At 71.9% G+C, this 18,960-nt stretch carries 18 protein-coding genes and 1 tRNA gene; 11 read left to right on the top strand and 8 right to left on the bottom strand.

Features of this window, described 5'->3' with window-relative positions:
- Positions 1-7 precede the first annotated feature (7 nt).
- On the top strand, positions 8-3,127 hold the full coding sequence (locus WME89_RS38285) for an RHS repeat-associated core domain-containing protein (protein ID WP_438012026.1): 3,120 nt from the start codon (positions 8-10) through the stop codon (positions 3,125-3,127).
- A gap of 125 nt (positions 3,128-3,252) precedes the next feature.
- Here the strand turns inward: WME89_RS38285 and WME89_RS38280 are convergent, their stop codons facing one another.
- Genes WME89_RS38280 through WME89_RS38270 form a run of 3 tightly spaced genes read right to left on the bottom strand, consistent with a single transcriptional unit; the run spans position 3,253 to position 6,565 of the window.
- Positions 3,253-4,287 carry a hypothetical protein gene (locus tag WME89_RS38280; RefSeq protein WP_438004544.1) on the bottom strand — a complete coding sequence of 345 codons (1,035 nt, stop codon included), beginning with the start codon at positions 4,285-4,287 and terminating at the stop codon, positions 3,253-3,255.
- A gap of 21 nt (positions 4,288-4,308) precedes the next feature.
- Complete coding sequence (locus tag WME89_RS38275) at positions 4,309-5,583, bottom strand: hypothetical protein (protein ID WP_438004543.1); 1,275 nt, start codon at positions 5,581-5,583, stop codon at positions 4,309-4,311.
- Complete coding sequence (locus tag WME89_RS38270; RefSeq protein WP_438004542.1) at positions 5,576-6,565, bottom strand: DUF2169 family type VI secretion system accessory protein; 990 nt, start codon at positions 6,563-6,565, stop codon at positions 5,576-5,578. Before WME89_RS38270 ends, WME89_RS38275 begins: the two co-directional genes overlap by 8 nt.
- 161 nt (positions 6,566-6,726) lie before the next feature.
- Here WME89_RS38270 and WME89_RS38265 point away from each other — a divergent pair, with 161 nt between their 5' ends.
- The gene (locus tag WME89_RS38265; RefSeq protein ID WP_438004541.1) at positions 6,727-6,951 is read left to right on the top strand and encodes a hypothetical protein; all 225 of its coding nucleotides are present in this window, start codon (positions 6,727-6,729) and stop codon (positions 6,949-6,951) included.
- A gap of 138 nt (positions 6,952-7,089) precedes the next feature.
- Positions 7,090-7,299 (top strand): hypothetical protein, encoded by a 210-nt coding sequence (locus tag WME89_RS38260; protein ID WP_438004540.1) that lies wholly within the window; start codon positions 7,090-7,092, stop codon positions 7,297-7,299.
- A gap of 1,072 nt (positions 7,300-8,371) precedes the next feature.
- Here the strand turns inward: WME89_RS38260 and WME89_RS38255 are convergent.
- Positions 8,372-8,500, bottom strand: coding sequence for a hypothetical protein (locus tag WME89_RS38255; RefSeq protein WP_438004539.1), 129 nt, complete (start codon positions 8,498-8,500; stop codon positions 8,372-8,374).
- Between the two features lie 605 nt (positions 8,501-9,105).
- On the opposite strand from WME89_RS38255, the gene WME89_RS38250 reads away from it, so the two are divergent.
- The 4 genes from WME89_RS38250 to WME89_RS38235 all read left to right on the top strand — a co-directional run bounded on the left by WME89_RS38250 (position 9,106) and on the right by WME89_RS38235 (position 10,779).
- The gene (locus WME89_RS38250) at positions 9,106-9,549 is read left to right on the top strand and encodes a tyrosine-type recombinase/integrase (protein ID WP_438004538.1); all 444 of its coding nucleotides are present in this window, start codon (positions 9,106-9,108) and stop codon (positions 9,547-9,549) included.
- Positions 9,546-9,782 (top strand): hypothetical protein, encoded by a 237-nt coding sequence (locus WME89_RS38245; RefSeq protein WP_438004537.1) that lies wholly within the window; start codon positions 9,546-9,548, stop codon positions 9,780-9,782. The genes WME89_RS38250 and WME89_RS38245 overlap by 4 nt, the downstream gene beginning before the upstream one ends.
- 157 nt (positions 9,783-9,939) lie before the next feature.
- Positions 9,940-10,022, top strand: a tRNA-Leu gene (locus tag WME89_RS38240).
- Between the two features lie 556 nt (positions 10,023-10,578).
- Positions 10,579-10,779, top strand: a complete 201-nt coding sequence (locus WME89_RS38235) for a hypothetical protein (RefSeq protein WP_437659976.1) — start codon at positions 10,579-10,581, stop codon at positions 10,777-10,779.
- Positions 10,780-10,900: 121 nt separating this feature from the next.
- Here the strand turns inward: WME89_RS38235 and WME89_RS38230 are convergent, their stop codons facing one another.
- From WME89_RS38230 to WME89_RS38220, 3 genes are all read right to left on the bottom strand, one after another.
- Positions 10,901-11,206 carry a hypothetical protein gene (locus WME89_RS38230; RefSeq protein WP_438004536.1) on the bottom strand — a complete coding sequence of 102 codons (306 nt, stop codon included), beginning with the start codon at positions 11,204-11,206 and terminating at the stop codon, positions 10,901-10,903.
- A 149-nt stretch (positions 11,207-11,355) separates the two neighbouring features.
- Positions 11,356-12,891, bottom strand: a complete 1,536-nt coding sequence (hutH, locus tag WME89_RS38225; RefSeq protein ID WP_438012025.1) for a histidine ammonia-lyase — start codon at positions 12,889-12,891, stop codon at positions 11,356-11,358.
- Between the two features lie 478 nt (positions 12,892-13,369).
- A complete protein-coding gene (locus WME89_RS38220; RefSeq protein ID WP_438004535.1) occupies positions 13,370-13,516 on the bottom strand; it encodes a hypothetical protein in 147 nt (48 codons plus the stop codon).
- On the opposite strand from WME89_RS38220, the gene WME89_RS38215 reads away from it, so the two are divergent.
- The 3 genes from WME89_RS38215 (at position 13,515) to WME89_RS38205 (ending at position 16,999) form a co-directional block, all read left to right on the top strand.
- Positions 13,515-15,224, top strand: a complete 1,710-nt coding sequence (locus WME89_RS38215) for a hypothetical protein (RefSeq protein WP_438004534.1) — start codon at positions 13,515-13,517, stop codon at positions 15,222-15,224. The genes WME89_RS38220 and WME89_RS38215 overlap by 2 nt on opposite strands.
- A gap of 229 nt (positions 15,225-15,453) precedes the next feature.
- Complete coding sequence (locus tag WME89_RS38210; RefSeq protein ID WP_438004533.1) at positions 15,454-15,957, top strand: biotin/lipoyl-containing protein; 504 nt, start codon at positions 15,454-15,456, stop codon at positions 15,955-15,957.
- 52 nt (positions 15,958-16,009) lie between these two features.
- Positions 16,010-16,999: a D-cysteine desulfhydrase family protein gene (locus WME89_RS38205; RefSeq protein ID WP_438004532.1), complete on the top strand. Its 990-nt coding sequence runs from the start codon at positions 16,010-16,012 to the stop codon at positions 16,997-16,999.
- 252 nt (positions 17,000-17,251) lie between these two features.
- Here the strand turns inward: WME89_RS38205 and WME89_RS38200 are convergent, their stop codons facing one another.
- On the bottom strand, positions 17,252-18,022 hold the full coding sequence (locus WME89_RS38200; protein WP_438004531.1) for an NTP transferase domain-containing protein: 771 nt from the start codon (positions 18,020-18,022) through the stop codon (positions 17,252-17,254).
- Between the two features lie 142 nt (positions 18,023-18,164).
- Here WME89_RS38200 and WME89_RS38195 point away from each other — a divergent pair, with 142 nt between their 5' ends.
- Positions 18,165-18,938 carry an acyl-CoA desaturase gene (locus tag WME89_RS38195; RefSeq protein WP_437619645.1) on the top strand — a complete coding sequence of 258 codons (774 nt, stop codon included), beginning with the start codon at positions 18,165-18,167 and terminating at the stop codon, positions 18,936-18,938.
- Positions 18,939-18,960 lie beyond the last annotated feature (22 nt).

Genomic DNA, 18,960 nt, shown 5'->3' with positions numbered 1-18,960 from the left:
GCGGCTCGTGCGGATCATCGACACAGCGCGCCGCACGATCGCCCTCACCCACGACGGCGACGGCCACGTCGTGCGCCTCGAGGTCTTCCCTCCGGGCCGCGAGGGGGGCGCCCCGGTCCACGCCGTCTCGTTCGCGTACGGCGACGACGGCGAGCTCGTGCGGGCGACCGATCCGCTCGGCCACAGCGAGTCGTACGGCTACGACGAGCAGCGCCGCCTCACCGTGAAGACGCTCCCGAGCGGCCTCTCGTTCCACTACCGCTACGACCCCGACACGGGCCGCTGCGTCCGGTCCTGGGGCGACGGCGACCTCCACGCTGGCGACCTCACCTACGATCTCGAGCAGGGGATCACCCGCCTCACCGGCAACCTCGAGCCCCGCGTGTTCACCTGGCGGCTCACGGACGGCTCGGTGGTGCGCGAAGCCTCGCCCGACGGCCTCCGCGCGCAGGATCTCGAGTTCGACGACGACGGCCTGCTCCTCCGGGCGAGGGACGCGGCGGGCAACACGCTGACCTTCACGCGCGACGCGCGGGGCAACGTCACGCGCTACGCTGATCCGCTCGGCCCGCTCGTCGAGCTCGAGTACGCGGACGACCTCCTGGTGCGGCGCCGCATCGGCGGCGTGACGACCGAGCACGCCCACGATCACCGGGGTCGGCTCGCCGCGGTGAAGTACGCGTCCGGCGCGTCGCTCTCGATGAAGTACGACGAGCAGGGCCGCCTCGCCGCGGTCTACGGGCCCGACGGGCTCCGCGGCGGGTTCGTCTACGACGAGCAGCACAACGTCGTGGAGGAGCGCACGCCCCGTGGCGGGGTGCGCCGCTTCCGTCACGACGCGCTCGGGCGGCCGGTGGTCTACATCGATCCTCTCGGCCGGGTGACGCGCCGCGAGATCGACGCGCTCGGTCGGACGCTCGCGCTCCACCTGCCCGACGGGACCACGCTGCGCTTCGAGTACGATGCGCTCGGCCGCGTCACGCGCCGCACCGACGCGCTCGGGCGCACCGAGACGTTCCGTTATGCCGGCCTGAGCTCTCCTGTCGAGGTGGTGGCGCCGGACGGCTCGATCTGGTCGCTCTCCTACGATCTGAGCGAGCGGCTCCAGCAGGTGAAGAACCCGAAGGGCGAGACCTTCGATCTCCGCTACGACCGCTCCGGCAGGCTCCGCGAATACCGCGCCTTCGACGGCCGTGTCGCGCGGGCCTGGCACGGCAAGAACGGCCGCCTCGCGCGCGTGGAGAACCCCGACGGCACCTTCCGCGCGCTCCGCTATGACGGCACGGGCAGGATCCTGGCCGAGGAGACGCCGCACGGCGCGATCAAGGTCGAGGCGCCCGACGACCGCACCGTCGAGTATGCCTTCGACGATCCGGCGGGCGTGGTCCGCGTGCGCATCGAGCACGACGCGCTCGGCCGCGTGGCGGCCGAGACGCAGAACGGCCGGACGATCCGCTACGAGTACGACGCCCAGAACCGCTGCACGGCGCGCCACCTGCCGACGGGGCACGTGACCCGCTACGCCTACGACGAGGAGGGCAACGTCACGTCGATCGATCACGACGGCTACCGTGTGGACCTCCAGCGCGATCTCGCCGGCACGCTGCTCCGGAAGCTCTTCGTGGGCGCGGGCGTGGACGCGCGGCGCGAGATCGATCCGATGGCGCGCCCGACGCGCGACTGGGTCGGCGCCGCCGGGCGCACGCTCGTGGATCGCCTCTACGTGTACGACGCGCGAGGCGCGCTCGTGGAGCGCAACGACCTGCGCTGGGGCGTCACGCGTTACCGCTACGATCTGCTCGGGATGCTGCTCGACGCGAGCTCGGCGAAGGGGCGCGAGTCGTTCGAGTACGACGCCGGAGGCGCGCTGAAGCCGGCGGGCGCCGCCTGGGAGACGGGGCCTGGCGGGCTCCTGCTCCGCACCGAGGAGGCCGCGTACGCTTACGACGACGCGAACCGGCGCACCCGGGAGGTGCGCTCCGACGGCGAGACCGAGTACCTCTGGGACTGCCGCGGCCAGCTCCGCGAGGTCCGGCGTCCTGACGGCTCGCGCGTGCTGTTCGCCTACGACCCGTTCGGTCGCCGCGTCAGGAAGGAGATCCTCCCGCCTTTCTCGCCGGCCGCGCCCGGGTCGACAGAGGCGCCGAGGCCCCGCGTCGTCGAGTACCTGTGGGACGGCATCTGCCTCGCCGCCGAGCTCGACTCCGAGCGCGGCCTGCGCGTCTTCGTGCACGAGCCGGGGACGATGCGCCCGCTCCTCCAGCAGGAGGGCGGCGCGATCTACGCGGTGATCACCGACCACCTCGGCACCCCGACCGAGCTCATCGGTCCCGGGGGGGAGGTCGCGTGGTCAGCGCGCCACGCGGCGTTCGGCACCGTCGTCCAGGAAGCGCGCCCCGAGGGCGGCGCGCCGGTCGCGTCCCCCTTCCGGCTGCTCGGCCAGTACCACGACGAGGAGACCGGCCTCTGCTACGTCCGCTATCGCTATTTCGATCCCAGGGTGGCGCGCTTCCTGAGCCCGGATCCGCTCGAGCTGCTCGGCGGCCGCAACCTCTTCGCCTTCGACGGCAGCCCGACCACGCACGCGGACCCGCTGGGCCTCGCCTGCGTCATCGTCGGCAACCCGGCGAGAGACCGGTTCGTCGCCTACTGCATCTCCCGCATCAAGCCGAACCCGAGCAATTACGCGATCGCGGTGCACGGGACGACCCATCACGTGGCGGTGCAGGACGCGCATGGGATCCACTCCTTCCATACGCCGGGCCAGCTCCTGGCCATCGTCAACGCTGCCGGGAACTACAACGGCGCGGCGCTGATCACGCTCAACTCGTGCAACACGGGCCGGATGCCGAACGGCGTGGGCGCGCAGGTCTCCGCCGCTTACCCCAACCGTCAGGTCCTCGCCCCGAGCGACCTCGTCTGGGGTCTCGGCGAGGGGATCGCGCCTCCGAAAGGGGTGGCCAACAGCGCGAACTATGTGCCGCGGCCTGGCGAGCCTGATCCCGTCCCCGACCCGGCGCGCCCCGGACAGTGGAACTCATTTTATAACGGCATGCCCAGCGCCGATAACCGGCACGACCAGTACACGACGCTGCCCACGCCACCTGCGCCTCCGCCAGGCAGCTAGTCCCGCGGCGATCCGAGCGTCCCTGGTTGCGTGAGAGGTCTCGCCCAGCTGCTCGGCCCGCGGCGAGGCGGTCCGCGTCGAGCCGCCTTGCCAGCGCGGAACCAGGGACGAACCTGGGCGGGGTGCTAGCCGCGCGCGTGGTAAAGGACGACCTCATGCCGGTAGCGATCGCCGAAATCCACGGTGAGCCACAGGTCGCCTTCCTCGCCGGCCACCAGACTAGATGGGAGGAAATCGCCCGGCTTCGTGTGGAACTGGATCGGAATAAGCTCCCAGTCCCCTCCTCGACCCAGCCGGTAGATGCAGACCGGCGACGCGCGATCGCGAGAGCACACGAGGATCCCTCCCGACGGCGTGGTCACGAGGCCCTGCACCTCGTGGTCCCCCCAGAGGGGGGGCAGCATCTGCCATCTGCCCTGGGCGTGACGCGCGATGAAGCGCTCTCCCGATCGCAGCGAGCCCCACGCGAGGAGTCCGTCGCCTCCACGTCCGGTGAGTAATCCGACGCTCCTTTCATCCACGCCGGGTGGCAACACGAGCCTCTCCGGCGTGAGCTCACCTCGCGGGAATACCCACCACCCAGGTTCGAGGCGCGTGGACTGTGTCACGTAGACAATCACGTCGCCGGATTCCGTCGTGCTGAGCATCATGGGCGGGTTCCAGCCATCCCATAAAAGCTTCTCGGCGAGAACGGGAGGGATGGGCCTGTTCGAGCCGTCGAGCCACCGGAGGGCGCCGTCGACGCCCATGGCGAGCACCCCATCGGCCCACGTGCTGATCCATGCGAGATCTGGCTGCTCCACCCATTGCCCGCGCTCCTCGTCCCAGCGGACGACCGCGTTTCGCGGAGATGCCCCCGTGAAGAGCCCCGGCATCGCCGGAGACGGGCCGGCGGCCGCCTGCGCCTGCCACCCCACGTTCATGGCGAGGGCCCAGACGCGGTCGGGCCATCGACCGGCCATGTCCTTGATCTCTCGCGGAACGACGGGCGGCGGAGACACCCCGTCGGTGCGCGGCGCCAACACGACCTCGGTCCTCCGCGGATCGTGGAGCCGCCCGCCTTGTGCCCGCGCCACGTGAGGCCCGGTGACCGCGAGGACCGCTCCTTCAAGGCGGTGAAGCTCGATGGGCTGCTGTGATGATGCGATTGCCGTGAACATGCCGGGACCTACTCCTCCTCGTCACCGCTTCCCTCGGATGCGCTCGCCTGCCGTGCGCAGCTCATCCAGCCACTCCATCCGCAACCGCGGGTCCGCCGCGAACCTCGCCATCCACGCCGAGTCCTCGTCGCGCTTCCCTTCGGGGGTGAGCCCGTACCGCACGATCGTCGCCCGCTCGGACGCCGGGCTCGCCGCGATCTCCGCGAGCATGGCGACGTAGTCCTTGAGCGAGAGCCGGGGCCCGGGAGCGGCCGGCGAGGGCGCGGACGAAGCGAACGGAAGCGTCGGCTTCGCGGTCTCGAAGACCTCGCTCGTGGCCTGCTCGACGAGGCCCGGCGCGGCGCCCGCGGCCGGCGGGGGCGCGGACGAAGCGAACGGAAGCGCCTGCTTCGCGATCTCGAAGACCTCGCTCGTGGCCTGCTGGATGAAGCCCGGCGCGGCGCGCGCGGGCGGCGGTAGGGCCGGATCCTGGGACGGCGGAGCGGCGCGCTCGCTCTCGCGCGGCGCTCTGCCAGCGAAGGGGAGCGCCGGCGCCATCGGGCCCGGGAACGCGAGCGCCGTCTGCTCGTCGAGCCCCTTCCGGACCACCGGCGCACGCGGCGGAGGAGGAGGCGGCGGCGGGGGCGGCGGGGGCGACACCGCCGCCGCGCTCGCCGGCTGCAGGAAGGGCAGGACGGGCTCCGAGAGGTTGGACAGCGGTAGCGTCGTCTCGCTCAGCACGACGCTCGCCGTCCGCTGCTTTGCTTGCGCCTCCGCGGCGCGGCGTGGCCTCCGCGTCGGCGCCTTCAGCGTCGGCGGCTCCGGTCGGACCTCGGGCGGCGGACCGGGCGCAGCGGCGAGGAGCGCGGTCGCCTCGTTGCGCACCGCCTCGTCGGCCGTGATGCGCTCGTGCCAGAAGCCGAGCAGGCGGAAGACGTCGCCCTCGCCGAGGCCGCGCGCCTCGAGGAAGCCGAGCGGGTCCTCCGCGGCCGTGAAGGCGCGGAAGAAATCGAGCCAGGCGCGGAGCTCTGTGTCGAGCGGCGGCACCTTGCGGTCGACGTGCGCCTGAGCGGCCAGGCGATGCTGGTCGCACGCCTCGATCAGCGCCCCGTCCTCCATGGCGCTGTCGGCGAGCCGCGCGGACCACGCCGCCTCCACCTGCGGCCACGCTGCGGCCGGGATCGCGGCGTGATCCAGGCTCTGCTCCAGCGGAACGCCCTCGGCGACGTACGCAAGGACCGCCGCGTACGCCGAGAGCGCCACGCCCGCGATCTCGGGATCTGCGGGCGGCGTCGGGTCAGCGGTCATCTCAGCCATCGCCGCGCACCACCACCTCGCGCAGCACCCGCCGGCCCCGGCCGATGGGGAAGACGGCGCGCGCCACGAGCTCCACCCGCCGCGCCTCAGGCTGGATCAGCACGGTGTCGATCGGCGGCCGCGTGACCACGCGCTCCCCTGTGTCGTAGCGCGCGCTCGCGGCCACCGGGAGCGCCGGGAGCGCGAACACGAGCGGATCGAGCGACATTCCGTGTACGCCCACCGGATCGCCGGGCGCGAGGTGCTCCTCGAACTGCAGCGTGGGGTGGGCGACGTTGCCGAAGCGGATGTCGTGATCGTCGGGCGGGAGCGGCATCCGGGTGGACTTCCACCGCGCGTCGAAGGTGCCGGCGTACTCGAGGCGCGGGGACCAGTGCGTCATGATCGCGCCGAAGCCCATGGGCGGATGGCCATCCGAGGGCGAGCCGTGGGGCCGGTCCGGGTGCTCGATCTGCGGGGCTGGCTGGTCCACGAGCTCGGCGGCGCTCCTGGCTGCGCCGACGCCCGCGGGATTACGGAGCTCGATGACCGAGAGGTCCTCGGACATGCCGCCGTAGGCCCGCTCGTAGACGATCGGCGTCCGGAGGAAGGGCTGGGCGGGCCCGATCCTGACGCCGAGGACGCCCCGGGTGAAGACGCGCAGGCCGTGGACGCGCAGCGGCGTCAGACGCCGCCTGACCTTCACGGCGACGTCGAGCACCGTGACCTTCGCCGGGGCTATCGCGTCGCCGGTCACCACCACGTCCGTGCCGAGCTTGGCGACGCCGAGGTCGCAAGGGAAGCGGAGGCTGCTCCGCGGGTTCCCGGGATCCCAGGGCTCGTCGGCGATGCGGATCGGGGCCGGATCGTCGGCGAGCCTCGGTCTGCCGCTCCGGTCGACGATGAAGGTGCCCTTGATGATGGCGACGAGGACGTCGTTCCCATCCCGATCGATCAGGGGGACGGGCTGGACGGCGAAGGGGGACTCGTTGGCGACGCTCATGAGAAGGTTCGTTGAAGGCCACCGCATCGTACATGCGCAGGTCGCGGTTCATCCCTCAAAAGTGCACTGAGAGCGCGGCCGCTGGCGCTGAGCTCCGCGGCCCGACGGAGCAAGGCGGCGCCCTCCTCGTGCCCTGACCGGAGTGCTGGACATCGCACCATGTGCATGTTTGCGGCCCCGTCGAGAGCGTCGGAGGCACGCACGTCTTCGCCTCGATGTCGGGCGACTGGCAGGTCCTGGTCTATTCGGCTTCGGTCAGGACCAGGGTCAAGAACGCCATGGTCCTGCCCATCCCGCTGAAGCCGGGGACCGCGGACGCGATCGAGCTGATCGACCTCTCGGGATACCCTAGGTTCTTCACCCACCTCTACGAGATGTCCAGATGATGAGCGCACATTATCCCGATCACGCCTTCGTGGTCTACCAGTTTGCCCCTGGCGAACACAGACTTCACCCCTTCGCGTTCCGCTTCAGGAGCCGTCATGACCGCCTCTTCTTTCCGACGCGCCACATGCACGAAGGCGATGTCCCGCAGACGGGTCCCGCAGGCGGCCGATTTTGATCATGAATACTACGCGCAGCGCGCGCAGCTTCACACCCGGGGCCCTCACGCGCCGCAGGACAGGCCGGATCTGGAGATGCCGTGGTTCATCGAGCGGATGCAGCCAATCGACTACGGCCGGATCCAGGGCATGCGAATGAACGAGGACACCTTCGCAGAGCGCTCGACCTGAGCGTGGACCTTGAGGTCGTCTGCAGAGGCGGCGCACAAGCGAAGGTCGTTCCCCGACGGCGGCTCGGTACCGAAGCAGGTCACACTCCAGCCGTTCGGCGAGCTCTGGACCGCGGGCCGTCTCCCCTGCCGCCTCCTCGCGACGAGCCCGCTCCCCCGCGGCTTCCTCCCGAAGCTCGGCCGTAGCGCGGGTCCGCCTGGCGCTGCCAGCGGCGTCGCGCGGCGCGCGTGGCAGGCCGGGAGCCAGCCACGACAGCGCCGGTCGTCCAGCTCCCCGTGCTGGGCGTTTCGCGCGGGGCCGCCTCGAGGTGGAGCACCGCCACGCTCGAGGGCGCCGGAGGTCCCTCAGGGTGTGGTTCCGCGAGTTTGCTGGCCCTCTCTAAGGCGTCTCAGGCGTGGGCACGGCCGGCAGCGCCGGGGAGGGGGAGCCGGCCTCCTGAGCGAGCGCTCCGGAGCGGGCACCGAGCCGGTCGACGAGCGCAGCGAGCGCAGCTTGCACCGCAGCCTGGGCTTCGTGGAGCTCGTCGAGACGACGTACCCATATCGAGGAGCGCACGCCCGGCGGTCGTCGCGGGATCGGCTCCCGCGGGTCCGGCCCAGCGCCGAGCGCGGCCCGCGCCTTCGTCCGCCGTGCGAGCGCCTGCTCGAGGACACGTTCCTCGGGACGCTGCCGTGTCGCAGGATAGACGAGACCGGCGCAGCGGCTGCAGCGCAGGCCCGGCGCAGCGCGGTACAGCACGGCCGCCCGCGCGGAGCATCCAGGACAACGTGCCCAGAGCCGGAGGCCGCCGGAGGCCACGCGGGTCGTTTCGAGCTGCACGGTGATCGTCCCGGCCAGCACGAGGCACGCGCCGGCAATGGCGAGCTCGACATCGGCATCGACCTCGCCGCGTCGGGCGGCGCTGGCAAGCGCAGCGACGTTTACAGAAGTGATCTCAGCGGTCCTGCGCCTGGGCACGCCGGCATCGTAGCAGGGCTCGACGCCGAGCTTCGAGAGCAGCAGCGGAAGGTCCAGGTCATCGAGGCCGGCGCGCTCTTACCTTGGCGACGATCTCTTCGTGCGGGATTCCACCTCAACGTAGCGCGTTCTCCCGCTCCCAGCGCTCCTGCGCCGCGATCGCGTCGTCCGCGGCGCGGACACCCGAGACGAAGAGCGCCACGTGCGCAGGGTCGTCCAGGTCGAGGCCAAACCGGAGCATCATGATACGTTCGCGCGGCGAGACGGAGCGGAGGACCTCGGCAGCTGAGTGGGCGCGTCGGTAGGAGGGCATATTACGAGCATACCAGCGTTGCGGGGGGACGTCGTGAACGAGAAGTATACCATGTTGCCGCTCGTCAATACCGGGCTGCCGTGCATGAGAACCGTCCTCGGCTGCCCGTTCTTGCAGTGCAACAGCGGAATCCTCGACGGGACGGCGGGTCTTCCGCCTTGAGCATTCCTCGCGGCTTCGTCGCAGCTCCATGCGCATCGGCTGTCGCAACGAACCCGCCCCAATGGCCGGCATCGCACACAATAGAGTGTCCGCGACACCGCAGGCTCCGGGGTTGACGACGGTCCTCGAGCCGACCTTCCCGCTCCCGGTGATGCTCCTCGGAAAGCTGCGTCTTGGCGGGCGAGCGGCGTTCATCGCCCGGCTCGACCCGGCTGGAGACGAAGCGTGACGCCGCCCCCGCGTTCCCGGAGCGCGCGGCGGACGACGCCGAGCAAGGGGGCGGCGCAGCGGCGGTGCTCCGTGAGGCCGGCCTCCTGCCGGTGGGCTGCCTCAGGCGTGGGCGCGGCCGCAAATCGCGGTAGAAGAGAGCCGCCATGCCCCGCAGGCCCACGGGATCGCTCTTCCGCAACGCCGCTGACCGGCTCTACGTCCGCGTCCTCATCGGCGACAACGACCGCGAGAGCTTCCCGCTCGACCCCAGGCTGACCGAGAAGCAAGCCGAGCAGCGCAAGGAGCTCGTCGCCGACCTCGCCGCGCGGCTGCGCGCCTCGCGCAACGTCACGCGCGACGCGATCGTTGCCTTGCTGGAGCGTGCGGCGGTACGTGAGGGCGGCTTTCTGAACCGCGAGGGCCTCCGCATCAGCGAGGCGGCACGCCTGCAGCTGCAGGACGTCGATCTGGATCGCGGCGCGCTGCGCCTCGAGAAGACCAAGACGAACGACCCGCGCGCCTGGGCGCTCTCTCCCGGCGTGCTGCAGGCGTTGCGCGCCTGGCTCGCGCTCCACGGCGACCCGGCCCCTCCGCGCCGCTGTTCGTGAACGAGGACGGCGAGCGCTTCAGCGTCGAGCACGCGGCCGAGCGGTTCCGCGTCCATCTCCAGCTCGCCGGCATCGACCGCTCGGAGCTCTTCGAGGACTCCGACGAGCGTCAGCAGGTCCGCGTCCACGACACGCGCTTGCCCTTCATCCCCGTCGCCCTCGCGAACGGCCGGAGCGAGACCTGGGTCGCCGACCGGACCCGGCGCCGGAGCTCCATCATGGTCCAGAGGTAGCGCCGGGCCGTCAGGACGTTTGCAGAGCTGGGCCTTGGCGAGCTAGCTTCCCTCGCCGAGGCGGTCCCCGAGCTCGTGGGAAAAGGCACGCGAAACGGCACGGAGGAGGGTGGGGGCGGGGCGAAGAGACGAAAATCGACAATAGAATCAATCACTTGGCCCCGTGGCGAAATGGCAGACGCGGTGGATTTAAAATCCGCGGCCCTCGCGGGCGTGCCGGTTCGAGTCCGGCCGGGGCTACCTCGTGATGCGACGCGCCGAGCGTCCCCGGGGGCGGGCTTCACCCTGGAGACCGCCTCGATCGGCCGGGCAGATCCAGCTTCGACCTGGCGCGTCGAGCTGCGCGTCACCACTTCACCCGCCCGGCACACGCCCTTCCTGGGGGCCTGCGGCGTCGGGCTCTTCCTTCCTACCTGGGACACGCCCGGGACCGCGCCGGATACACCCTCTGCCAGCGCGACCACGGCCTCTCACACCATCCGAGGTTGTGGAGCGCATCGCCCGCCTCTGTGGTGAGCTCGGCACCTTCCGCCTCGTGGAGCGCATCGCCTGCCTCTGCGGTGAGCTCGGGGAGCTTCGGCCTCTCGCGGCAGCAGCTCACCTGAGCTGCTTGCCCGCCTCGAACGGGACCGCGGCGCTCGCTGCCTCTCGTGACGCCGGCTCGCCCGAGACGTCGCGCGGCCGTCGCGCCTGATCGAGGCCTGTCGTGGTCTGAAGGGGAGCAGCGCGCAGCTCGTTCGGTGGCCTCTAGGCTAGACAAACGAAGTGAACTCGACTAATGGGAGCGCCACACTACATGGATCTGGATATCGACTGTCTGCGTGAGGCCAAGGTAGAGAACGTAGAACGGCTTGCGCACGCTCTGGGCGTCAAGCTGCCCGTCCACAAGCGCCACGACAGGCGCGCTTACTCCCGCGAGCTCGTCCGCGTCGTGATGCAGGGCATCCGCCGCGACGCCGATCGGTCGCGCGGCCGCAGGTTCTTCGGCCGCAGCTGATACGCCCTCAGGGGCCGATCAGCTCTGAAGGCCGTCCCTCCAGGACCCCCAGCCGCTACGCCCTCCCAGCCGCCACGCCCCCCAGCCGCCAGCGCTCTCTCCGGCCCCCCGCCGCCAGCGCCTACCGCGCCTGCGGCTTGCTCCGCACGGCCAGCCGCCCCCCCGTGACCCGGCTCCGTGCTGCGAGCAGCAGCGGCGCCGCCGGCGTGAGCGGATCCACCAGGTCGTTCACCTGGAGCATCGCCTTGTCCGTCACCTTCCACGCCGCCGCGTGACCCGACACCCCCTGCTGGGGCGATCCCGCCAGGTCCAGCGCCCGGCTCAGCTCCCTGCCCACCTGTGCGATCCGAGCGAGCTCCTCCCGCGACGCTCCCCCGTCCTTCGCCGCCGCATAGATCGCCCGCACCACCCCGAGCAGATCTCGCACGGCATCGAATGGAAACGGCGGGGTGCTGACCGGAATGGGCACTGCGCCAATGTACAGCAACTCGCCCTTCGATGGAGCATTTGCATTCCGATGACGCGCATCAGATTTCCACAGAATCGTCTCGATTGTAATTGTGGAAACAGAAAAAATCAGTTGAGCGGCCCGACCGCCTCCTCGACCGCGGCGATGAGCGCCCCGCTCTGGATGAGCTCCGCCGCCGCCGCGATGTCCCTGTAGAGCGGACGGTCCTCGGTGAGCTCCGGCACCACCCGGCGGATCGCCGCGTGGGCTGCGGCGACGCCCGCGCTCGGCCGGAGCGGGCGCCGCTGGTCCACGCCCTGCGCCGCCGTGATCAGCTCGATCGCCAGCGAGCTGCGGACGTTCTCGATCACCTGCGCGAACTTGCGGGCGCTGATGCTGCCCATGCTCACGTGGTCCTCGCGGCCGGCGCTCGAGGGGATCGAGTCGACGCTCGCCGGGTGGCAGAGCACCTTGTTCTCGCTGACCAGCGACGCGCTCGCGACCTGCGCGATCATGAACCCCGAGTGCAGCCCGCTGCGCGGCGCCAGGAACGGGGTGAGGCCGGTCGAGAGCGCCGGGTTCACGAGCTGCTCCACCCGCCGCTCGCTGATGTTCGCGAGCTCGGCCGCCGCCATCGCGGCGAGATCCAGGGCCAGCGCGACAGGCTGCCCGTGGAAGTTGCCGCCGGAGATGAGCTCGGCGCCCCCCTCCGCGAGGAACACCGTCGGGTTGTCGGTGACGCTGTTGACCTCGCGGGTCAGCACCTCCGCGGCCCAGGCGAGCGCGTCGCGCGTCGCGCCGTGCACCTGGGGCATGCAGCGGAGCGAGTAGGCGTCCTGCACCCTGGGGCAGTCCGCATGGCTCTGCATGATCTCGCTGCCCGCGAGCAGCGCGCGCAGGTTCCCGGCCGTGCCGGCCTGGCCCGGGTGCGGGCGGACGCGCATGAGCCGATCGTCGAACGGGCGCTTCGAGCCCATGAGCGCCTCCAGGCTCACCGCGCCGGCGATGTCCGCGACCGTGCAGAGCGCGGCCGCGTCCCGCAGCGCGAGCGCGCCGAGCGCGGTCATGTACTGGGTCCCGTTGATCAGCGCGAGCCCCTCCTTCGCGGCGAGCTCGAGCGGCGCGATGCCGGCCTTCTGGAGCGCCGACGCGCTCGGCAGGAGCTGCCCCTCGAAGCGCGCCTCTCCCTCGCCGATGAGCGCGAGCGCGAGGTGCGCGAGCGGCGCGAGATCGCCCGACGCGCCGACCGAGCCCTGCGCGGGGATGCGCGGGCACACGCCGCGCTCGAGCAGGGCGGTGAGCAGGTCGAGCACCTCCGTGCGCACCCCGGAGTGCCCGAGCGCGATCACCTGCGCGCGCAGGACGATCATGGCGCGCACCTCCGCCTCCCCGAGATCGGGCCCGACCCCGCAGGCGTGGCTCCGCACGAGGTTCCGCTGGAGCGCCCGGATGTCGTGATCGGCGATGCGCGTCTCCGCGAGCGCGCCGAAGCCGGTGTTGATGCCGTACACGGCGGGCGCCGCGTCGCCCGCCGCCGCGATCGCGTCGATCGCGCGGCGCGAGGCCGCGGCGCGCTCGCGCGCCTCGGCGCAGACCGCCACCGGACGGCCGCGCCGCGCGACGTCCTCGAGATCCGCGAGCGACAGAGGACGGCCGAGGAGCAACGGAGAGAGCGGAGAGGGAGCGGCGGGGCGCGGCGTGGAAGGGGTCACGGCGGCTCACGCTAGAGCGGCGGATGCCCCGAGAAAAGCCGTCGCTGCGGCCGAGATCGGCCGCGACCGGCGTCGCCCGGCCGCTCGCCGGCAGCTCGGGCCACGCCCCGGGCGCGCCCTCCCGGGAAAGCGCGGAATCCTGCTCTGTCCGCAGCGACGAAGCCGGACGGGACGGCCGGAAGAACGGCGCTTTCTCGCCTTCTTTCCGCCCTCCGACGCACCCCCGGAGCCCGCTCGCCGCCGGCGATCCTGCCGGGGGCCCGCCGGCGACGGACGAATCCGGTGCCCCGCCGGGATCGATCCGCCTATCCTCGCCGGGCGCATTTCCCGGCCGGGCGCCGGTGCGCGCTCGCTTGCTTCCGATGCGCTTCGCCTCCGTCCCACTCGCCACGCTTGCGTTTGCTGTCGGGCTCGCCTCGAGGAGCGCCGCTCAGCCCGCGGCAGGCGCGAGCGCGGGAGCAGGAGCGCCGCCGGCCGCCGCGAGCGCGGGAGCAGGAGCGCCGCCGGCCGCCGCGAGCGCGGGAGCAGGAGCGCCGCCGGCCGCGGCGGACGTCGAGCGCTCCGAGGAGCGGCTCATGCTCGACACGGGCCGCGCGCCGCCGCCAGAGCCGGCCGCGGCGGACGTCGAGCGCTCCGAGGAGCAGCTCGTGCTCGACACGGGCCGCGCGCCGGCGCCGGAGCCGGCCGCGCCGGACATCGATCGCTTCGAGGAGCGGCTCGTGCTCGACACGGGCCGCGCGCCGCCGCGGGCGCCGGACCCCGACCGGGTGACGTTCTCGCTGCAGGGCGAGTACCAGCTCCGCTACAGCGCCATGAGCGATCTCCGGCTCCGGGCGCCGCCGCTCTCGGATCCGGGCGCGACGACGCTCGGGCAGAACCAGTACATCGCGCACTGGCTGCGCCTCTCGCCGCGGCTCCACTACAAGGACAAGGCCTCGCTCATCGCGCAGATCGACGTCGTCCGGGGGCTCCTCGCCGGGGACGTCACGCGGCACGTCGAGCAGGTGCGCGACGCGCGCGCCGCCCTGACCTGGTACGACGTGCACCCGCGCTACCTCTACCTGGAGGTGCCGTCGACGATCGGCGTCTTCAGGCTGGGCCAGCAGGGCGCCCACTGGGGGATGGGGCTCGTCGCCAACGACGGCGAGCGCGCGAGCCTCTTCGGCGACTACGAGCGCGGGTCGCTGGTGGAGCGCGTCCTCTTTGCGGCGACGCCGATGGGCCCGAGCGGGCCGCTGGTCGTGACGGTCGCGGGCGACCTCGTGTTCGAGGACAGCGCGGCCGACCTGCTCGGAAACGACGTCGAGGGGCAGGACGAGGGGGAGGGCGATCGCGCCCTCCAGGCGGTCGTGTCGGCGCTCTGGCGAGCCCGGCGCGGCGAGGTCGGGATCTACGGCGCCCTGCGGCGGCAGGCGCGCGAGCGCCGCGCGAAGACGAGCCTCGCCCAGTTCACCGAGGCGTTCACCGCAGGGGTGATCGACGTGGCGGGCAAGTTCGACGCGCCGGTGCCGGGCGGCGGCGCCCACGTCTACGGCGAGCTCGAGGCCGCGGTGGTCCTGGGCTCGGCGTCGTTCACGCCGAGCGGACCCACGCCCACTCCCGGCGCGGCGGCGCAGCGCGCGCCCGTGGCGATGCGCTCGGCCGGCGGCGCGGTCACGCTCGGCGCGGTGCATGTCGCGGGCCGCGGGCGGCCGGCCGAGCGCTGGGGACGCGTCGTCACGGAGGTCGAGGCGGGCTACGCCTCGGGCGACGACGACCCAAGGGACGGCGTGGCGCGGCGGTTCACGTTCGACCCCAGCCACAACGTCGGGCTCCTCCTGTTCGACCAGGTGCTCGCCTGGAAGACCGCTCGCGCGGCCACGATCGCCGAGCGGGAGCGCTTCGCCGCGACGCCCGAGCCGGGCATCAGGTCGCTGCCCTCCAAGGGCGGCGTGTTCGGCGCCGCCTACGTGAACCCGCGGATCGTCGTGCGGCCAGCGCGCTGGCTCGACCTGAAGGCGGGCGCGGTCATCGCCGAGACGACGTCCGACCTGGTCGATCCGTACGGCATCCCCCGGGCAGGCGGCGGCCTGCCCAACTACGACGGCGGCGACCGGCGCCGCCACGATCTCGGCGTCGAGCTCGACCTCGGCGTCGACGCGCGCATCGCGATGGGCAGGCTCGTCACCATCCAGCTCGGCACCGAGGCCGGCGCGTTCTTTCCCGGCGGCGCGTTCGACGACGCCGCGGGCACCGAGCTCCCCGATCAGTACCTGCTCACCCTCAAGCTGGGCGTGATCCACTGAGCCACGGAGGGCTCCCCGGCCCTCACCCGCTTGTCCCCGCGCCGGGGGCGAACGGCGCGCCGGCCAGGTCATCGGGCCCGAGGCCGCGCCCGCGCGCGAACCAGCAGACGAGGGCCGCGCAGGGTGCTAGATGGGCGGCTGCGCGGCGAGCGGGGCGCGGCGAGCGCGGGCGCCGCGCCGGCGTGCTGGAGAGCAGCGGACGCCACCTGGTAGAGGTCAACGAGACGCGATGCGATACCACGTCACCCTCCCATCCGGCCGAGAGATCCCCGTCGACGTGACGCACCTGCCGGACGGGCAGGTGCAGGTCTCGGTCGAGGGGCGCACGCTCGCGGCCGACGCCTTCGGGGACGGCGCCTCGACGCACCTCCGCCTCGACGGGCGCGGCGTGGAGCTCCTGCTGGAGGGCGCGACGCCCGACGTGGGCGTCGCCGCGAACGGCCGGCGCTTCACGGCGCGGGTCGAGAGCGAGCGCGCGCGCGACCTGCGCAGCGCCGCGAGCGCCGGGCCGGCCATGGGCGAGGGGCTCGTGACGTCGCCGATGCCGGGGCGGGTGCTGAAGGTGCTCGTGCGCGAGGGCGACGAGGTGCTGGCCGGCGCGCCGCTCGTCGTCGTCGAGGCGATGAAGATGGAGAACGAGCTCAGCGCGGCGCGCAGCGGCGTGGTGAAGAAGATCTACGCGACCCCGGGCGCCACGGTGGAGAGCGGCGCGCGGCTCGTCGAGGTCGGGTGAAGGCGCCGGCGGCCGACGGCTTCCCCCGGCAAGGAGAGATGGGAGAGCAACGATGCGCAAGCGACTCGCGCTGAGCCACCTTCCGACCCCGATCCAGCGCCCGCAGCGGCTCGCCGAGGCGCTCGGCGTCGACCTCCACGTGAAGCGCGACGACATGACGGCGGGCGCGGAGGCCGGCAACAAGATCCGCAAGCTCGAGTACCTCCTCGCCGCCGCGCGGGAGGAGCGCGCCGACTGCGTGATCACCTGCGGCGGCCTCCAGTCGAACCACGCGCGCGCGACAGCGCTGCTCTGCGCCTCGCTCGGCCTGCGCTCGGTGCTGTTCCTGCGCACCGCGGATCCGGCGGCCGGGGCGCCGCTCGAGGGCAACGTGCTGCTCGACCGGCTGGCGGGCGCGGAGATCCGGCTGATCTCGCCCGAGGTGTACAGGACCCGCGACGTCGTGATGGCCGAGGCGGCCGCCGAGATCCGCGCGGAGGGCGGCCGGCCGTACGTGATCCCCGAGGGCGGCTCGAACGGCCTCGGCGCGCTCGGCTACGTGCGCGCGATGGAGGAGATCCGGAAGCAGCTCGACCTCGGGCTCGCGGGGGGCAAGCCGTTCGACGTCATCGTGCACGCCTGCGGCTCCGGCGGGACGGCGGCGGGCGCGGCGCTCGGCGCGGCTCGCTACGACGTGGCCGGCGAGGTGCGCGCGATGGCGGTGTGCGACGACAGGGAGACGTTCGCGCGCATCACGCGCGCGATCATGGACGACGCGCGCGCGCTCGAGCCGCGCCTCGGCGCGCCCGCTCAGCTCGTGATCGACGACTCCGCCAGGGGGCCGGCCTACGCGGTGTCCACGCCCGAGCAGCGAGCGCGGATCCTGAAGGTCGCGCGGCTGTCGGGGCTCGTCCTCGACCCGGTGTACACGGGCAAGGCGTTCTCCGGGCTCTGGGACATGGCCGAGCGGGGCGAGCTCTCGGGCAAGCGGGTGTTGTTCCTGCACACCGGCGGGCTCCCTGGCCTCCTCGCGCAGAGCGCGGCCTTCGCCGAGTTGTTCTAGAGCGGCGCTCGCCCCGGGGTGTCCCAGCGCCGGGCCGGAGTGATCATTCTGGAACGATCATTCTAGAATGATCGTTCCAGAATGATCGGTGATCCGGGGGCCGAGACAGGGCCGGTCGCCTGTGGCCTCGCCGCCGCCTGTGGCCTCGCCGTCGCCTGGAGGCTCCTCTGGCCGATGCCCCGGGGCGTCCCAGTGCCGGGCCGGAGTGATCATTCTGGAACGATCATTCTAGAATGATCGTCAGCAGCCGCTTCAGGTCGCGCCGCGCCACCACGCGTCGGACAGCGACGCGTCTTCCAGGGTGTCGATCTCCATGTAGCCGCCGTGGGTGTCGACCTTGTGGAGATCGGCGCCGGACTCGAGCATGTGCTGCAGCAGATCGATGAGGTAGGCGCGCCGGAACGACCGGCCCTCGCGGAACTCCGGCCGCTCCGAGAAGGCGGCGCGCGCGGCGTCGAAGGCGGACAGGAACCGCGCGGCGCCGCGCGCGGAGAGCTTCATCACCCCGATGAACTCGCCCGTCGCGGACTCCGACGGGATGCGGCGCGAGATCTCCACGACGCGACCCGCCGCGTCGGCGCGGAGCTTCTCGGCGTCGGTCTCGGGGTGCTGCGAGCGGCCCACGTAGCGTCGCCGCCAGTCCGTGTCGCAGGCGAGCGTGATGTCGTGCGGAGAGCGGACCAGATCCGCCACGATCTCGGGCCGGTACACGATGTCCGCGTACGTCGAGACGAAGCCGCCCCCGAGGTGCTCGCGCGCGCAGAGGAGCGAGAGCAGGATGTTGTTCTGCTCCCAGTCGCGGTTCTCGACGTACGTCAGGTCCGGGTACGCGGCGCGGATGACCTCGGCCTTGTAGCCGCAGACGAACACGACGTCCGACCGCCTGAAGCCGCCCGCCGCGAGCGCGTCGAGGATGCTGTCGAGCATCGGGCGGCCAAGGATGGGGACCAGCGTCTTCGGCAGCTCTTCGGTCAGGTGACGCAGCCGGCTGCCCCGGCCCGCCCCGATGATCACGGCCTTCACGACTCCGCCGTTACCACGGACGCACTCGGGCGATCACGGGAGACCTCGGAAGCAACACGAAATCCCACGGATCCAGGCCCCGTTACGGAATCGTGACCGTGAGCTGACCCCCTGCCCCGGACCACCGGGCTAGAAGCCGAACATGGAGATCGCGGTCGTCCTTATCGCCCACTCTACGCTGTCGGTCTTTTTCCAGACCTTCTTCCTGCACCGGTACGCCTCCCATCGGATGTTCACGATGTCGAAGCGCTGGGAGCGGATTTTTCACTTCCTCACGTACCTGACGCAGGGCTCTTCGTATCTCGTTCCGTGGGTTTACGCGATCTTGCACCGCATGCACCACGCCTACAGCGACACGCCGAAGGACCCGCACTCGCCGCGGTATTACTCGGGGGTCACGCCGATGATGCTGGACACCGCGAAGAAGTACGACGCGATCTACGCGGGCACGGCCGACGTGGAGCCGCGCTTCCTCGGCGGCTACCCCGAGTGGCCCACGCTCGATCGCATCGGCAACTCGTGGATCAGCCGCCTCGCCTGGGGCACGGGCTACGTCGCCTTCTACGCGGCCTTCGCCTCGCACTGGTGGCAGTTCCTGTTCCTCCCGCTCCACTGGACCATGGGCCCGCTGCACGGCGCGATCGTGAACTGGTGCGGCCACCGCTACGGCTACCGCAACTTCAACAGCGACGACGACTCGCGCAACACGCTGGTCCTCGACGTCGTGACGCTCGGCGAGCTCTTCCAGAACAACCACCACAAGTACTCGATGAGCCCGAACTTCGCGGTGCGGTGGTTCGAGATCGACCCGGCCTATCAGGTCATCCGCGTGTTCGCGTGGATGGGCATCCTCCAGATGTCCGAGAAGTGCCAGGTCGCCCGGCTGGAGCCCGAGATCGCGCGGGCCGAAGGGTAGGGGGCGGCCGCCAGCCGCGCTC

It is taken from the genome of Sorangium sp. So ce321, from assembly GCF_051530195.1.
In the GTDB taxonomy this organism is placed as follows: domain Bacteria; phylum Myxococcota_A; class Polyangia; order Polyangiales; family Polyangiaceae; genus Sorangium.
The sequence above is the reverse complement of the archived record's forward strand: the minus strand, read 5'-3'. Positions and strand labels throughout refer to the sequence as shown.

Excerpts from the sequence above, each read along its gene's own strand:
- WME89_RS38280 (WP_438004544.1), bottom strand. The coding sequence starts at position 4,287 with ATGTTCACGGCAATCGCATCATCACAGCAGCCCATCGAGCTTCACCGC.
- WME89_RS38275 (WP_438004543.1), bottom strand. The coding sequence starts at position 5,583 with ATGGCTGAGATGACCGCTGACCCGACGCCGCCCGCAGATCCCGAGATC.
- WME89_RS38250 (WP_438004538.1), top strand. The coding sequence starts at position 9,106 with ATGCCCCGCAGGCCCACGGGATCGCTCTTCCGCAACGCCGCTGACCGG.
- WME89_RS38210 (WP_438004533.1), top strand. The coding sequence starts at position 15,454 with ATGCGATACCACGTCACCCTCCCATCCGGCCGAGAGATCCCCGTCGAC.
- WME89_RS38220 (WP_438004535.1), bottom strand. The coding sequence starts at position 13,516 with ATGAGCCGCTCCTCGGAGCGCTCGACGTCCGCCGCGGCCGGCGGCGCT.
- WME89_RS38255 (WP_438004539.1), bottom strand. The coding sequence starts at position 8,500 with ATGATGCTCCGGTTTGGCCTCGACCTGGACGACCCTGCGCACGTGGCG.
- WME89_RS38260 (WP_438004540.1), top strand. The coding sequence starts at position 7,090 with ATGTCCCGCAGACGGGTCCCGCAGGCGGCCGATTTTGATCATGAATAC.
- WME89_RS38215 (WP_438004534.1), top strand. The coding sequence starts at position 13,515 with ATGCTCGACACGGGCCGCGCGCCGCCGCCAGAGCCGGCCGCGGCGGAC.
- WME89_RS38270 (WP_438004542.1), bottom strand. The coding sequence starts at position 6,565 with ATGAGCGTCGCCAACGAGTCCCCCTTCGCCGTCCAGCCCGTCCCCCTG.
- WME89_RS38235 (WP_437659976.1), top strand. The coding sequence starts at position 10,579 with ATGGATCTGGATATCGACTGTCTGCGTGAGGCCAAGGTAGAGAACGTA.
- WME89_RS38205 (WP_438004532.1), top strand. The coding sequence starts at position 16,010 with ATGCGCAAGCGACTCGCGCTGAGCCACCTTCCGACCCCGATCCAGCGC.
- WME89_RS38195 (WP_437619645.1), top strand. The coding sequence starts at position 18,165 with ATGGAGATCGCGGTCGTCCTTATCGCCCACTCTACGCTGTCGGTCTTT.